The 15,623-nt window shown below is 42.2% G+C and carries 18 protein-coding genes; 7 read left to right on the top strand and 11 right to left on the bottom strand.

All coding sequences use genetic code 11. The features are described 5' to 3' along the window. Positions 1–24: 24 nt before the first annotated feature. Positions 25–726, bottom strand: coding sequence for a CTP synthase (locus JF50_RS09460; RefSeq protein WP_039609191.1), 702 nt, complete (start codon positions 724–726; stop codon positions 25–27). A gap of 119 nt (positions 727–845) precedes the next feature. Further along, the gene (locus tag JF50_RS09455; protein ID WP_039609190.1) at positions 846–1,322 is read right to left on the bottom strand and encodes a low molecular weight protein-tyrosine-phosphatase; all 477 of its coding nucleotides are present in this window, start codon (positions 1,320–1,322) and stop codon (positions 846–848) included. A gap of 264 nt (positions 1,323–1,586) precedes the next feature. Here JF50_RS09455 and JF50_RS09450 point away from each other — a divergent pair, with 264 nt between their 5' ends. Next, entirely contained in the window at positions 1,587–2,450 is an 864-nt protein-coding gene (locus tag JF50_RS09450) for a serine hydrolase domain-containing protein (protein WP_052262217.1), read from the top strand. 52 nt (positions 2,451–2,502) lie between these two features. Here the strand turns inward: JF50_RS09450 and JF50_RS09445 are convergent, their stop codons facing one another. Together JF50_RS09445 and JF50_RS09440 are read right to left on the bottom strand one after the other, a co-directional pair. Beyond that, a complete protein-coding gene (locus tag JF50_RS09445) occupies positions 2,503–3,243 on the bottom strand; it encodes a carboxymuconolactone decarboxylase family protein (protein WP_039609189.1) in 741 nt (246 codons plus the stop codon). 12 nt (positions 3,244–3,255) lie between these two features. Beyond that, positions 3,256–4,029, bottom strand: a complete 774-nt coding sequence (locus tag JF50_RS09440) for an SDR family NAD(P)-dependent oxidoreductase (RefSeq protein ID WP_039609188.1) — start codon at positions 4,027–4,029, stop codon at positions 3,256–3,258. Positions 4,030–4,114: 85 nt separating this feature from the next. Between JF50_RS09440 and JF50_RS09435 the strand changes: the two genes are divergently transcribed. After that, positions 4,115–5,032 carry a LysR family transcriptional regulator gene (locus JF50_RS09435; RefSeq protein ID WP_052262216.1) on the top strand — a complete coding sequence of 306 codons (918 nt, stop codon included), beginning with the start codon at positions 4,115–4,117 and terminating at the stop codon, positions 5,030–5,032. A 150-nt stretch (positions 5,033–5,182) separates the two neighbouring features. Next, positions 5,183–5,662, top strand: coding sequence for a hypothetical protein (locus tag JF50_RS09430; protein ID WP_152614497.1), 480 nt, complete (start codon positions 5,183–5,185; stop codon positions 5,660–5,662). 48 nt (positions 5,663–5,710) lie between these two features. Here the strand turns inward: JF50_RS09430 and JF50_RS09425 are convergent, their stop codons facing one another. Beyond that, positions 5,711–6,184, bottom strand: a complete 474-nt coding sequence (locus JF50_RS09425) for a hypothetical protein (RefSeq protein ID WP_039609186.1) — start codon at positions 6,182–6,184, stop codon at positions 5,711–5,713. Between the two features lie 165 nt (positions 6,185–6,349). Between JF50_RS09425 and JF50_RS09420 the strand changes: the two genes are divergently transcribed. The 3 genes from JF50_RS09420 to JF50_RS26030 all read left to right on the top strand — a co-directional run bounded on the left by JF50_RS09420 (position 6,350) and on the right by JF50_RS26030 (position 8,560). Then, entirely contained in the window at positions 6,350–6,760 is a 411-nt protein-coding gene (locus tag JF50_RS09420; RefSeq protein ID WP_039609185.1) for a nucleotide triphosphate diphosphatase NUDT15, read from the top strand. A gap of 144 nt (positions 6,761–6,904) precedes the next feature. After that, entirely contained in the window at positions 6,905–8,032 is a 1,128-nt protein-coding gene (locus JF50_RS09415; protein WP_039609184.1) for a YHYH protein, read from the top strand. A 66-nt stretch (positions 8,033–8,098) separates the two neighbouring features. Next, positions 8,099–8,560 carry a hypothetical protein gene (locus tag JF50_RS26030; RefSeq protein ID WP_152614496.1) on the top strand — a complete coding sequence of 154 codons (462 nt, stop codon included), beginning with the start codon at positions 8,099–8,101 and terminating at the stop codon, positions 8,558–8,560. A 26-nt stretch (positions 8,561–8,586) separates the two neighbouring features. Here JF50_RS26030 and JF50_RS09405 read toward each other — a convergent pair whose 3' ends face one another. The 6 genes from JF50_RS09405 to JF50_RS26705 form a co-directional block, all read right to left on the bottom strand. Further along, entirely contained in the window at positions 8,587–9,474 is an 888-nt protein-coding gene (locus tag JF50_RS09405) for a lipase secretion chaperone (protein ID WP_039609183.1), read from the bottom strand. Beyond that, positions 9,471–10,388, bottom strand: coding sequence for an esterase/lipase family protein (locus JF50_RS09400; RefSeq protein WP_039609182.1), 918 nt, complete (start codon positions 10,386–10,388; stop codon positions 9,471–9,473). Before JF50_RS09400 ends, JF50_RS09405 begins: the two co-directional genes overlap by 4 nt. A gap of 254 nt (positions 10,389–10,642) precedes the next feature. Next, positions 10,643–11,074 (bottom strand): hypothetical protein, encoded by a 432-nt coding sequence (locus JF50_RS09395; protein WP_039609181.1) that lies wholly within the window; start codon positions 11,072–11,074, stop codon positions 10,643–10,645. A 97-nt stretch (positions 11,075–11,171) separates the two neighbouring features. Continuing rightward, the gene (hmpA, locus tag JF50_RS09390; RefSeq protein WP_039609180.1) at positions 11,172–12,335 is read right to left on the bottom strand and encodes an NO-inducible flavohemoprotein; all 1,164 of its coding nucleotides are present in this window, start codon (positions 12,333–12,335) and stop codon (positions 11,172–11,174) included. Between the two features lie 13 nt (positions 12,336–12,348). After that, a complete protein-coding gene (locus JF50_RS09385) occupies positions 12,349–13,596 on the bottom strand; it encodes an NnrS family protein (protein ID WP_052262214.1) in 1,248 nt (415 codons plus the stop codon). Continuing rightward, positions 13,563–13,811, bottom strand: a complete 249-nt coding sequence (locus tag JF50_RS26705) for a hypothetical protein (protein WP_080760191.1) — start codon at positions 13,809–13,811, stop codon at positions 13,563–13,565. The genes JF50_RS09385 and JF50_RS26705 overlap by 34 nt, the downstream gene beginning before the upstream one ends. A gap of 162 nt (positions 13,812–13,973) precedes the next feature. Here JF50_RS26705 and norR point away from each other — a divergent pair, with 162 nt between their 5' ends. After that, on the top strand, positions 13,974–15,545 hold the full coding sequence (norR, locus tag JF50_RS09380; RefSeq protein WP_039609179.1) for a nitric oxide reductase transcriptional regulator NorR: 1,572 nt from the start codon (positions 13,974–13,976) through the stop codon (positions 15,543–15,545). Positions 15,546–15,623 lie beyond the last annotated feature (78 nt).

Here is a 15,623-nt window from a genome sequence, read left to right as displayed (position 1 = left end):
GGCAAGCGTATCTAACCATTAGGCTTATAAACCTTGATTTTGCGCACAGGCATTAACAAATGCAGCAATAAGAGGTGAGCGTTTGTCACTCAATGCTGCGCGCTCTGGCTGGAAAAGTGTGGCAATAAAAAACGGGTGTATTGTCAACTCTACAGCGCGAATTTCAGTTGTATCGTCGTCTGCTGAAGCAACTAAAGGGCCTTGAAGTAGGGCTTCACGAAAAGCTGTATTTAAACCATAGCGGCATCGGTATCCTTCCTGAATTGTCAAAGAGCCATAAATACTGGCTAATTGGCTTTGAGCAAACAGATTGATTGTCTCAGTTGTTTCAACCAAGGCACAGCTTAAAGGCGATATGACTTGCCGCTTGGCGTCTGGCTCTGATTCTCCGTGTGCCGCGTCTGACCAACCAATGACATTTCTCGCATACTCAACAACAACATGTTGAAAGCCACCACAGGTACCCAAAAATGGAATTAAGTTTTCTCTTGCGTAGCGGATCGCTCTAAGTGCGCCTTCTGGGTCGACATAAGGGGTTTTAGGTACGCACCAAATACCGTCAAATTGAGATAGATCTGTGTCTTGCACTTTATCCGTGCCAAGCCAAGTCGCGGTAACTTTTAGTTTGAGGTCTTCCGCGGCAATGTCTACCGAGAGCGGGATCCCTTGGTGAGCTGGGACTGTTGGATCAAAATCTCCGATTAAAACGATGGACAACTCTTTCATCTCTTTTCCTTAAGCATCGGCTTATTATTAGTATATTTTTATTGTGGGTATATTGGATGTGGACGTCTAGCCCGCTTTTTTTGCATTTTGTAACAGACTGTATGATGGTGTTTTATAATTTAAGCAGTTAACAGCCGCTTAATAATGTTATCACTCGCCCTTTCTATGAGATCTAAAACCAGTTCGAATCCATCTCCTTCACCGTAATAGGGATCAGGCACTTCCTTTACCTCGTCATGAGCGTAGTCTAAAAATAATTGGATTTTATATTGGTACTGTGGTGAGCAAACTGATTTAAGGTCTTCAAAATTCAATTTATCGGCACATAGAATGAGGTCAAATACCTCAAAGTCTTCTGGACGCACTTGTCTCGAGCGTATGTTTGAAAAGCGATAGCCTCGACGTTCACCTGCTTTTACACTGCGTCTATCAGGTGCATTACCTTCATGGTAATTAATGGTACCAGCCGAGTCGATATTTACAGATAACCCTTTGGCTTTGATTTTGGCTTTTAATACCGCTTCCATAGTAGGTGAGCGACAAATATTGCCCATGCAAACAACGAGAATATTAGAAATTTTGGTATCTTGAGTCATTGTTTTCGGCCTATCATTATTGAGCTATCACTTTAAATTGGTGATTAAACTAACATTCTCAACAGAGCAATAAAAGCATAAGTGAGATAATTTCATGATAATACTATAATTTTAATATTATTATGGGGTTGTACTCAATTTAACGAATTGCGTCGAAATTGAAAATGCACTTACCCTTGCGTAAAACTAAATCTAGCACACTTAATTTATTTTGGGCCTATCGTCATACATAGAAGATAGTGTGAATTCAGCGTGGAGTATTCAATGATATGCAGTAAGGTCGATGAGACTGGCAAGGTATATGGACAGAGCCGTGTGATAGTGCCTTGGTGGAGCTTTACTAAAACCGTAATTGCTACCTTGGTTATGCGCCTTTGCGATTCGGGTAAGTTGGGTTTAGACGATAACTGTCCAGGTAAGCCGTTTACTTATCGACAGCTACTACAGCACACTTCAGGGTTAGGAGATTACTCTTTTTTACCTGAGTATCATCAAGCGGTTGCAAATAATGAAAAACCTTGGTCAGTAGATACACTATTTGAAAAAGTAGATGTAGAGACTTTACGCTATGAGCCAGGGGGCGGGTGGTGTTACTCGAATATAGGATATTTATTGTTACGCCAGCAATTAGAACGACTTTATGATTTGGAATTTGCAACATTAATTCATGATCTCTTAGTTAAAGAGCTGGGTTTAAACAGTGCACACTTAGTAAAAGATAAACAGGCTTTTATGCTGCTAGAAGGCAGTGTTAATGATTACGAACCCAGCTGGTGTTACCATGGTTTGATAGCTGGTACGGTGAAAGATGCGGCATTGTTTTTACATTACTTACTCAATGGAGATATTGTGGGTACTCAAGCGCTTGCGCAAATGCAGTCTGTGCTGCCATTGAATGTCGATGTGGGCGAGCGTCCTTGGACTCATCCGGCAATTGGGTTGGGGCTAATGTGTAATAATAATAATAGTCTCCATACTGTGGGGCATACAGGAATGGGGCCGGGGAGTGTCATTGCGGTGCATCATTTTAAACAGCAGAGTCCTAAAACCATAGCCGTGTTTGCGCAAGGGCAAGATCAAGCAGAGGTTGAAAATAAAGCTGTGAAGCTTGCTATAAATGGGCTTTAAGTGAGTAACTTTAGTAACATGTGCCGCAGTAAATTAGTGCGACACATGGTTTTTATTCTGCATATGGGTTTTGCTTTTGAGACTCGGTATGTTGTTTAATCGCAAGAGCTAGATTGTAAGCACTTGGCATGCCAGAGTAATATTGACTGATAGTCGCGATATCATAGAGCGTATTCGCGGTTAAACCAACATGCAATGATGTACCAACATGAAAACTCAATTGTGGCTGGGCACTGCCAAGTGCAGTGAGACAGCTGACTGTCACTAACTGTTTTTCTCTAATTGTAAGTGCTTGGTGGGAAAAAGCATCACCAAATAAAGGGTATGTTGTGGCGACCAGCTGAGGGGCAGCATCTCCAAACGCAGCGTTTATGACTTGATAGCCTTTTGGGTCAAGCTTTTCATAATATTTTTTCCCCACCGCATGGCGTATATTTATTGTATCTTTTGGCAATTTTATCTGCGCCTTTTGTATTTTCTCCGGTAAACCCTCTGTGATCGCCTCTATTTTTGGAAACCCCACATAACTGGTTAGCTGGGCAAGTAATGAAATTATTTGTTGAGGGGTCAATGTTTTGGCATTCAGTGCCTCTTGAATTGTTGTCACAGCGAGTTGCTTTTGGTTAGCGCCGATTAATAATGCGATAGAGACAAGAGACTGCTCTTTTTTTGATAATTGCGTATGTTCAAAGACATCTCGATACGCGCGTTGGCTGATATTATTCATGTTTTGTGCTTGTGCACTGGTTGTCATGAATAGTGAAAAAAGCGTCATTAACATTAGTTTTGTCATTAGAATATTCCTTTATCGTTGACCTGCAATGGCATAACCACCATCGACAGTAATGGATTGGCCCGTGATGTTCATAGCTGCATCGCTCAGTAAAAACGCAACAGTATTAGCAACATCTAGACAGGAACCTAAGCAACCTCTGGGGTGCTGGTTTGCAAAATTCTGAAGTACTGTCTCATCATGATTAAATGCTTTTCGTGTCATTTGAGTATCAATACCTCCAGGGTTGATATTATTGATCCGTATCCCGTATTGACTTAACTCAAGAGCCGCTGGGCGAATAAAAGCATCTAGCGCGCCTTTACTCGCTGAGTAGCAGGTTGACCCGATCAGCCCACCGTTAGCAAGCCAAGAAGAGGTATTGACGATAACGCCGCCATTTTGCTGTTCTTTAAAGTAGCGAGCTTGAGCTTGTACAGCGAGCCATATAGATTTGGTATTTGTGGTTAAAGTGCGGTCAAAGTCGGCTTCTGATTGTTCTAGTAACGGAGCGAAATTCCCGATAGTACCTACATTATTAAAAGCACCGTCAAACCGTCCATACTTTGCAACTGTTTGCTCGATTGCTTGGTGGTGTACGTTGTGCTGATTAATATCGGCGACGAGATAACTTGCGTCATCCGTATAGGGTTTGATCATCTCTAACGTTTGCAATAGCTCATTTTCACGTCTTGCCAAAATAGTTACTTTGGCGCCCAGTTTGGTAAGCAAAACCGCAGTTGCTTGTCCAATACCTGCGCTTGCGCCAGTGACTAAAAATGCATGTTCTTTAATTCCTTCTAGCATGTTTTTACCTGTTTGTTTGAAGTTGTATGCACTTTACAATAGATTGGTATGAGGATAATCACCGTGTGATAAGGAAGTGAATTGCATGACACGCTATAATCAAGATGAAGGTTTACTGGGCCTTTACAGTACATTTGTGACCACAGCGCAAGCTGATAGCTTTGTTGCTGCTGCTCAGCTTTTAGAGCTATCGCCGTCGACACTTGGGCGCAGGATAAAAAAGCTCGAATCTATATTAAAAACGCAGCTATTCACGCGTACAACAAGACAAGTCAATATCACTGAAGCTGGACAGCGATATTTAGAGGCTTACTCTGGTGTGCTATCTCAATTGGACTCTATCGAGCAAGATATGGCGTGCGAAAATAGTGAGCCAAGAGGCACTTTGCGAGTCAGTATTCCTAACACATTTGGACGTTTGCATATTAGTCCATATTTGGGAGAATTTTTACGTTGTTATCCCAAACTTAAATTAGAGCTTATTCAAAAGGATAATTTTGAGGACTTAATGCAGCAGAATCTTGATGTTGCAATAAGGATTGGGACCTTAAGTAACTCAAGTTTACGCGCTAAACGGATCGCCCCTAATATACGACGCTTGGTTGCCTCGCCTGATTATTTAGCACAAGCAGGCGTTCCTCAGTGGCCAGCCGATATACAAAACCATCAATGTTTACATTTCTCGTATTTATCTCAAGGCAAAAAGTGGCAATTAACGAAAGACAAGGTCACGAGAAAAGTCGAGATTACACCCACACTCATGTGTGATGATGCGTCAGCATTATTGGCTGCGGCGTTAGATGGTTCTGGTATCGCGCTGCTGGCAGATTTTATTACCTATTCCCATTTACAAAAAGGGACGCTCGTTGAAGTGTTACCGCAGTGGAAATTAAATCAATCTGATATCTATGCTGTTTACCCCAACACAGGATTTCTCGCACAAAAATCACGCGTATTTATAGATTTCTTTGCACAAAAAATTTCAGCAGCCCTGTTGCTTTGAGTGAAAGTCTCTTTCAAATTTAGAGAAGTAGAAAACAAGCCATTAATAGTTTGTACGAATGGCTGGTGTGTTTTTATATGTAAAAAATATAAATTAGTTGTTATTTTTATGTAATTATCATTTTGTTGTGAAGGTTTAAATGAAGGAAACATGATGAAACATATATTATTAGTATCAGGATTATTACTGTCTTTTGCAGTAAGTGCGCAAGTAAGCATATCTGTCGATCCAACTGAGTGTAAGCAGGTAGGCGCATATGGTGAAATTGCATTTGAAGAAGCGGGTGTGACAAATATATCCTCGACTCAGGACTTAACTATCCGGTGCCCCATTCGCAACCAAGTGGGGCTCAAGTTTCAGGGGCTAGATATTTGGCACCAACCGCATCGCACGGTGTATTGTAGTTTAGTTCGCAGACATTGGTCGCACTATGCAACTAAGCCCACTTTATTAAAGAAAGATTTTACCTTATCTAGCTATCCAGGGTTTTTATATCAGTCTGTCTCTGCAAGTACCATAGGAGATAGTAATAGAGATGTGGGCACAGCTTACAGTTTAGAATGTCGTTTAAGTAAAAAAGTGGGTACTCAACAGACCTATTTAGGGGCCTATACAGTTAATTTTAACTAAGTACACAGGCTGTGTCGGGACCAGACACAGCCTACCAGTAATTGGAAGTTAGTGTGAAAGGCATCGAGCATGGCTTGACTCTAACCTAACATATTGATCGATAATAACCTGACAACGAATGCTTTGATTAAAGCGCACCAGCTCACACGCTAAGCACGCAATATGTCTAAATCCTTCCAGTGCTTTTTTTCTTATTTTTAATTCTTTTTGACTTCTAACTATGTTACTGAGTGCATCTGCTGCCGCTTCTAAAAAGCAATCATCATCAGAGTCGTCGAAAACGGGGCAGTGATCAAAGCAGTAATTGCATACTTCTACCATGCGGTTAATCGATACTCTATTTGCACTTGGTTGTTGTAATATTCTGAGACTGACTTTAAATGCTTCGTGATAACAATTTGCTGCTTTTTCTTGGTGGCCAAACAAGAAAGCGGTTTGCGCACTGTCTATTAAACGATTGTATTTGATCGTCAGCGAAGGTGAGTGAGTAGATGAGACTAGAGTAAGTAATTGTGCTGACATGGTTATCCTTTGTTCAAAAAAGCAGTGAATTTGCCTCTCATATTGAAGTTTTAAATGGTAATGAAAATTAATATCATTTGCAACTGTGGCGTTCTCTATATTTTTGTTGCTTAACCTTTTGATAAGTTTAAAATTCAGCTCCACTCATTTATAAAAGGAAATCCCATGAGCAAAGTAGTCCGAGTCGGGGTTGGTGTTATCATCAAACGAGGCAATCAAGTTTTATTGGGTGAGCGTATTGGGGCCCATGGCGCAAACACGTGGGCAACACCTGGTGGCCACTTGGAATTTGGCGAGAGTATCGAATCGTGTGCAGCTCGAGAAGTGCTTGAAGAGACAGGGCTATCTGTTGTTGATGTCAAACAAGTCGGTTTCACTAATGACATTTTTGAGCATGAAGATAAACATTACATCACTATATTTGTTGAAGCACGATGTGATGAAGGGGAAGCACACATTCTTGAGCCGCATAAATGTAAGCAATGGCAATGGTTTACATGGGATAACTTGCCAAAACCTCTCTTTATTCCGATGGTAAATTTAATCGAAGAAAATCCAACACTTTCCAAGTCATAACGTTAATTTTATTCCTGAATAAATCGGGTTGTAAATTATTTATTTGATTGCACAGTGTTTGCACAATCAACTCCTATAGTTAAAAAAACAGCAATAGTTCACCGCATTTGGTGAGACAGTTTTATTCTTATGGGAGTGTTTGAAATGAAGCAAGGTTCAATTGTTCATAACATATCTGTACTTACAGCAAGTGCAGCTATGTTGATGTTGACAGGGTGTGGCTCTAGTAGTAGTGATAACACGCAAACTGAGTCAACGACGCAGCAAAGTGTTAATAACACAGCAGATACCAGTACATCAGGCAGTACCATTAGCACTTCAGATACCAGCAATAACACTTCAACATCAGACTCGACGAGTGATACCAACACTGATAATTCAGGTGACACAAGTGGTGGCACTGATAGCTCAGGTGGTGTTGATAATGGGACGGCCACGGCATCAGGCTCAACCGATGGGGTGTTATGTGATTATTTCCATAATGAGTTTAACGACTCTGCATCGGTTCAAGCAACCAGTAATGCCGATTGGAATTGTACAGGCAGTGCAAGAACCTTAACTGCAAATGGCATTCCTGACCACCAAACAGGTACTTTCCCAAATCCAGGCAATCCCAATACGATCGGTGAAACGTCAGTGTCGATCAGTTACTCGCTGACACCAACAAAAACTGAGACCACTTCAACACTCGGTGGCCCAAGAGGTGCAACGGGTTATGTTTTGAATGGTGTAAAAATTGATGCCAATACAGCTGGCTCCTGTGATGACTCTGGCAATGATTGTTCGCTAGTGGGGAATACAGGAAGCTGGAGCATTGAAGCGTTGGGTCAAACGAGCTTTGATTTTGGTACCGATGATAATAACGCACATGTGCAACCGGATGGCTCATATCATTACCATGGCATGCCAGAAGGGTTTATAGCACTTCGCGGTGGTTCAGACACAACCATGACATTAATTGGTTGGGCGGCAGATGGCTTTCCAATTTATGCGCGATATGGTTATAGCGATGCAGATGATGCACAGTCCGCGCTCAAAGTGATCACAGGTAGCTATCAGCTTGTTGAAAATGTTAGCAGCAATCGACCATCTACCTCAGTTTATGCGTTAGGCACTTTTGCACAGGATTGGGAATACGTGGCGGGTAGTGGAGATCTAGACGAGTGTAATGGGCGTTTTGGGGTAACACCTGAATTTCCTGAAGGCATTTATCATTACTATGCAACGGACAGTTATCCATACTTTCAGCGTTGTGTGAAAGGTGAGATATAAAAAGAGGTAGATGTAATGACTTATTTTAAAAATCACTTTTGGTGTATGTGTTTTTTGGTGTTTAGTATGCCTGTTAATGCACACCTTATGGTGGCAGAGCGCGGGACGCTTAATTTTGATGAAACAGGTGCTTATACCGTAATTTCCCTGTCGGCATCTAACTTTGTATCGGCGGATACAAATCGAGATGGCCACCTGTCCTTCACCGAGTTTAAGCAGGCAAAAGAGACTATTTTCAAGCAAGTACTGGCTGGCATTTATATGCAACAGGATAAACAAGTCAGGTACTTGGAGGGGCTGATGTTGTCTCCTCAAGCGTCTCATCATGGCAATGGACGTGAAATAGATCAAATCATCGTCATGGGTAAGTTTACCAATGTGGATCACACGAAGAATCTGTCATTCCATAATGTTTTTTACGGTGATAAAGCGCATAGCTCCGTAGAGATAACTGCCAAATATAAACGGTTGGGGCTGAAGAAAGCATTTGTTCTGACCTCAAAAAAGCAGGGTGAGAGAGTATTTTAGTCTAAATTAATGGTGAGCAGCTGCAATTATGGTGATTGAGCCTGCTCACGAGCCAAGATAACGTTTAGACGCTTTAACTCATTGCTGTCGAATAAGCTATGTTTGAGTGTACTTACTCTTTCATCTTGCTGTTCAAGTGGGGCTTGCGCAACAATCGCCTGATGAGCTTGTTTATAGTGTTGAATTCTTTGCTGCCATTGTTGTTGCTTTGATTGTAATGCAACAAGACGCTCAGCAGCTTCACCACCAAAGTTTGCACTAAATTGGTTATAGTCCATTGCGTGCCAGTTGTTTTTGAGTTCAATGAAGCGCTGCGATGATTCAATTATCTGTCGCTGCGCGTTTGGCAGTTGAGAGATATGTGCATCGAGCAGTGATTTGCGCATGTCATCACTGAGTGTTTGGTCAGAAAGAATGTGCCAACGTGCTAAAGTATGCTCGTGCCAGCTGTTTTCATCTTTAAACCATGCACTAATAACTTGTTGTGAGAAGTGTTGTTTTTGTAAAACTGCTAAAGCTTCAAAGCGTTCATGCATGTTTAAATTTGGATCTATTTCTGTGAGCGCCACTTTATAATGCATGTAATCATGGGCGAGTGACTGCAAGCAAGCTGGCAGCTGATGAATAAATTGAGGCCAGCTTTCAACTTGCTGTTTATACTGCAAGGTAATTAACCAATCGTCAATGTATGCTTTGTGTGACTTTGTGACTCTGCTGCATATTGGTATGGGGTTTGGGCTAACAGGAAGCTCGGTTGTTGCACGTGTTTTAGGCTTTTGAACAGAAAGTTTTTGAACAGCAGGGGGTTGTAGTACGATTTGCCCAGCGCTTTGCGTGTCGGCATTTAAATACCACAAAACCAAGGCGCATAGCGCCCCAGCAATCGTCACTTTTGACAGATGTTTTCCTTTCACAGGTTGAGCCCTTTTAATCGAATAATATGTTGTCTGTATAAAGTTAACGGGTCAGTCTCAAATAGGTGGTGTATCCCTATGGTTTGATTGACTTGATCTAAATGGTTCATCTTAAAATCATTGCCTATGACTTGCCCTAAATTGCTCGAGCAGGCTGACACCAGTCCATCATTTGGCTCGTCAAAAACCTGTGAAATAAAAGCCAAGGGGGTATCGGCGGGATCAAACACATTGCTCCATGCTTTAGCGCCACTCCAAGAAAAATAATAAACACCATTGCGTTCAAGCATGTTGCCTTGACCACAATATTGGCTTGGTACGCCTTCAGGGTATTTTTGGTTAAATGCAAGGGTGCCTTCTGTGGTTAATGCTTCAAGTGCTTGTAAAGCATCTTTAGGTGCAGTGGCTTTTCCTGACAGCAAATCAATTAAGCCGGCCAATGTATTGGCGAGCGATGCCAAAAGCTGCTCAGAAAAAGAACCTCGGTCAACACCGCCTCTGACGACATCGGCAAATCGACTCCCCCAATTTACACCGCCAATACTGGTGACCGATGCAACCCACTGTGGTTTTACTGATGCCACATAGCGGATCGTTTGTGCACCTTGGCTATGACCGATTAAATTGACTTTGTCCTTACCCGTCAGTGCTCTGATCAAAGCGACTTGTTCAAGCAATTGCTCACCTCTCAATTCTGAATTATGTGCAGAGGAGACTTCAGCGACGAATACGTTACCGCCTTCTTGTTGAATGACTGAAGGGACTCGATAAAAGTAATCAACACCGAGCAAGTTGTCGAATCCAAATAAGCCATGTACCAGCACTACTGGATACTCGAGGGTGTCCCGGCTATAGGCCAAGTGTGTAAAGCAAGACGTAAAGCCTAAAATGAGAATCAGAATGAACCTTTTCATGTATATGCTCCAATTGTTACAGTTTAGTAACATTAAAACTAGAGCAAGTACTTCAAAGATCAAGTGGAAAGGTTAAAAAGTAGACAAAATATTGAGTTTAATGCGTGCTTCTATAAACAATATTTTATTTAACTTTTTGATATTAAATGAATTAATAAAACATTTATTTCCAGTGCGTGCAATTATAGTTATAGAAAGTGATGCGCTTTTAGCTGGAGCAAATTGATTAGATAATAATTTACCTATCTGCATGATTAAGCATGTGTATTGATACCGTACTGATAGTGCTCAATTTTCTTAAGCAATACTTCGTGATTGTTTATCACGTCGGAATTTGCCGGGTACTGTGATTTTACATAAGCGAGATCTTCACGCATTTGCTCAATCACGTTAAATGGTTTGGTATTGGCGTCATTTAACGAAGTACCTCCCAATTGACCATCATGTTTAATAAGGCCATAGCGACCGGTTAAAAATGCCATTTCACCCATAGTCAAATACCCTGATTGATAAAGTGTATTTGCCGCTTCACTTTGTTCTTTTAGGGTCATATTGGTGAAATCAAATGCGCGTTCAGGGCTGCTTGTACTTGTTGATTGCGTTACTTGGCCGGTATTTTGCGCAGGTGTTGTTAACGTACTTTGCCCTGCTGGCGCATATGTGTGCGCTGTATTTTGAATGTGCATCTTCTGTCCTTGTATTTGCCTTGCTTTAAATTTAAGCAAGCCGTATTCCAAAAATATGCGGTGAAAAAAAAGAGCCGTTCGGCTCTTTTTTAACAGGTTATAATGCTTGGTGAGGGCCAAATACCTCGTAAAGTATGCGGCTTTCGTCAACACCTAAATCGAGTAACTGGGTTTTTATAAACGCCATGAATGCGCTTGGTCCACAGAGATAAAATTCACCGGTTTCTAGAGGTAATTCAGAGGATATTTCAGTTAGGTGCATTCGACCTTCGTGGTGCACGTTGGCATTATTCTCAATCCAATAATGGCTTTGCAGAGAGGAAAGTTGTGGCTTGAAAGCTTCTACATCGTCATAAAATGCATGCTCTGCATGCGTACGTGCCGCATGCAAGAACCAGCAAGGCGTGTTTGATGCGTTTGATTTGATTGTTTGCAGCATCGCCATCATGGGCGTGATCCCAACGCCTGCACTGATCAATACCTTAGGTGCATCTGACGCTAACAAAATAAAGTCACCAGCAGGAGGGTATGCATCTATTTCGTCGCCTTGCTTAAGTGTGTGCAAGTAGCTTGAAACTAACCCCTCTTTTTTTACTGAAATACGATAATGATCGCTGTGACTTGATTGCGATAGTGAGTACTGTCTGATCTGGCGATTTTCAGACCCTTGAATTTCACAATCTATGGCAAGGTACTGCCCCGCTTGATAGCTTGCCACAGGGAGTTTATCTAACGGCGTTAAATAAAAGCTCTTAATGACCTCCGATTCTTGTACAACCTTGTTAATCTCAAAGCGACGACGACCTCGCCAGCCACCAGACTTTTGCTCGTTATCTTGATAAATCGCTTCTTCTTGAGTAATGAATAAGTCAGCCAAAGCACCATAGGCTTGAGCCCAAGCATCAATGATCTCTGGTGTACATTCATTGGGAAACATTTCCTGTAATGTAGCCAGTAGGTGGGTACCTACAATGGGGTAATGCTCTGGTAAAATGTTTAAACTGGCGTGTTTGTGATTAATGCGCTCAATAGCCTGCGCCAATACCGCGGGGTTATCAATGTAGGTTGCATAAGCCGCCAGTGCATTGAATAACGCAAACTGTTGTTTGCCAGTTTTTTGATTACTGATATTAAAGACATCTAATAACTCAGGGTTGTGACTAAACATACGTTTGTAAAAGTGATCAGTGACCGCAGGGCCAGCATTCGCAAGCAGAGGAATGGTGTCCTTGACCAGTTTAATTGTTTGAGTTGATAACATAGGTATTCTCCAATTAACCACGACGCCCGTCGAGGCGTTGTTTCATTAAAATAGGGGTGTAAATCGCAACGAAAATGGTAAATGCACCAGACCATAAAATAGCGCTGGCAAGCCACGCATCGTGCGGGTTGATAAATAAGGGAAGTAGACTTCTAAGCAGAGCTGATAGAAAACACAGTGCAAATGCGATACTCAGGAGCGGGTGTGCCTTGAGTGGTCTTGCGGTATGCCCCAGAGAAACTCTTGACATAATAGATAAAATCATCAGGCCCATTGCACCTATGGTGATTAAGTGCAAAGCGTCTTTTGCTTGCCATGCAAAGTCCAAATAGGCACCACCAAACCCGACTAAGCCTATGCCCATCAAGCAATATGCGATATAGAGCGACCAAAGTAAGGGGACTTGCCAGATTGCAAGTTTGCACCAATACACGCTTCGAGCGATATGCAGTGTGCCTGTTACTATGAGTAGGTAGCCAGGGTTTAAAGCGCTATTAAATACATGATGTGCAAAGAAACCGATAAGTCCTATTAAAGCACTCCAAAACAATGCGAGGTTGAGCAGAGGCGTTGTCGTTTGTGATTGCAGATTTAACCCTCTTGCAATAAAAAACGGTATTACGCGCCCTGCAATGATGCTGATTAAAAATGTAAAACCAAGTACACCAATGTGTGACAAAGTAAGTGCAAACAGGTAGTTGTGTGTGGCAATCAACCAGATAAAGGTCAAGTTGACACTCGCCATAAGCGATAAAATAACGATAAATTGATAGTTATTTTTGCTCTTGGCTTGCACCAGTGTATTGACCAGATGGGTAATGCTCAGCAACCAAAATAAGCCTTGGCAGATAGCGAGCCAAATGTAAGGGGTATCGGACAATACAAAAATTAACCTTGCTGCCACCCATAAGCTACTCAGCAATAGCAACTGAACGCCATTTATCGTTGGGATCCCTGTCCAGTTTTTAGACGCTGTGAATAGAAAACCGATAGCGACCGCACTGGCAAAGCCAAATAACATTTCATGGGCATGCCAAAGCGTTGCAGGAACTTGGCTTTGCCAAGATAAAATGCCGGATAACACACCTGCCCAAATGAGCATACTGATAACAGCCCAAGTGGCTGATAGCCAGAATAAAGGTCTAAATCCCAACGCCAAAAAGGGCCAAGTAGCTGGCTTTAATAGAATGGGTTTTGGTAGAGGCTCTTCAATTGGCAACATCGTCACTAGCGCACCTCCAAACCCAAGCTGTATTGGCATAAGCACCTTACTACATAGCTAATTTTTAATAGGGTGGCGAACAACAAACTGCCAATGTGCGCACTGATCTGTATGGGTATAGATAGCAGGTGAGAAAGCGGGTAGCTGGCGATGATAGCGAGGCCAAAGCCGACTATACTGGCGATAAGTAGCCAATTCGAAGCGTTAAGTAAACGAGTAAAAACGCCCGTCAAGTTCGTTTGTTGTATTTGCATATGTACACCCACTTAGGTTGTGTTCGTGTCATATACATGGCACAAGATGTGCCAACTTTTAAATTTATAAAAAACAATGAGTTATGGTTTTATTGATTTACTTTCGAGTCAATTTGACATATTTTTAATAAAGTCTTTTTGTAGCTAATGGGTCAATATGACATGGATAAAAGAGAATTATCCCAACTAATTACGTTTAATCAATCACTTGCTGAGGCGTTGCCAAAAGATAATGAGGTTGATTTGGTGTCATATTGTGGTGCGGTGATGAATGCGCTTAAAGCTTTCATCGGTGCAGATGCGATAGCAGTACTTGGTCACGAGCAAGGGGCCTTGGTTCCGCTGGTTGCGACAGGACTGGCGCCAGAAGTCATGGGGAGACGATTTCAATTATCAGAGCATCCAAGGCTCAAAGAAATAGCGCACAGCGCAACGGCACCGGTGATTTTTCCTGCTGACTGCCCACTGAGCGACCCCTATGATGGTATGTTGATTGCGGAGATGGGGGATTTACCTGTGCATGCCTGTATGGGCTTTGCAATGTACGAGCAAGATAAGTTATTGGGCGTGATCACATTTGATAGTTTAAGCCCGTATGCTTTTGACGGTTATTGCGCTTCTTTACTTGCTATGGTGCAAGCATCGGTGTCTAGCCACTTTAGTGCAGTAGACAATATGCATAGATTGTCTAAGCGCGCCAAGTCCGGGATCGCGATGTTAAATGAGCTGAGTCATCAGCAATACACCATGGTTGGTGAGTCTGTGCCGATGCAAAAGCTTAAATCGGATATTAGCCTAGTTGCAAACTCTGATCTGAGTGTGCTTATTCAAGGAGAAACTGGCACAGGTAAAGAGTTGGTAGCGCGGCAATTACATGCGCAATCTAATCGCAGTACCGGGCCGTTTGTGCAAGTAAACTGTGCGTCGTTGCCTGACAATCTGGCAGAAAGCGAGTTTTTTGGTCATCGAAAAGGGGCGTTCACAGGTGCAGATAAACACCGTGAAGGCAAGTTCTTGGTAGCTGATCAGGGCACATTGTTTTTAGATGAAATAGGCGAATTGCCACTACATATCCAAAGTAAATTACTGCGGGCGTTGCAAAGTGGTGAGATCCAGCCCGTAGGCAGCGATAAACCACATTTTGTGAATGTTCGGATTGTGGCTGCGACGAATAGAGACCTACAAAAAGAAGTGGATGAAGGTCGGTTTCGCTCAGATTTGTATCATCGCTTAAGGGTTTTCCCACTTCAGGTTCCAGCCCTTAAACATCGCAATACAGATATCGTCCCACTGGCAGGCTATTTTGTAGAGCAGCTTCGCAAGAAGCTTGGGGTGTCTCAGCTTTTACTGGATGATGATTTGCTTTTAAGTTTAAAAGCCCATGACTGGCCGGGTAACGTGCGAGAATTGGAGCATGTATTAAGTCGCGCGGCACTTAAGGCAAAGCATTCTAATTGGCAAAAAGACATTATCAAAATTATGCCTAAACACTGTGAGCTCAGTTTTGAACCATCAAAAGGTGAGCTGGAAAGCCATATACATGTTGAACAGGAGAGTGTGTTGCAGCCCATAAAAGAAGCCACAGAAGAATTTCAACGTAGTCTTATTTTAAAAGCGCTCAATACTCATCAGCTCAATTGGGCAGCAGCGGCTAGGTCACTTAATATTGACCGAGCAAATTTAGTCCGTTTAGCTAAGCGCTTAGGTGTCGAAACTGTGAAGAAAGTTAAGTAGCTAAGTTAGGTAATCGCAACGGCGTGTTTAAAGTGTTAATCGAGACCTTAATTCAATTGTTATTGGCAATGAAAATTG

Origin of the sequence: Pseudoalteromonas luteoviolacea (genome assembly GCF_000814765.1) — a bacterium.
GTDB lineage: Bacteria > Pseudomonadota > Gammaproteobacteria > Enterobacterales > Alteromonadaceae > Pseudoalteromonas > Pseudoalteromonas luteoviolacea_H.
The sequence above is the reverse complement of the archived record's forward strand: the minus strand, read 5'-3'. Positions and strand labels throughout refer to the sequence as shown.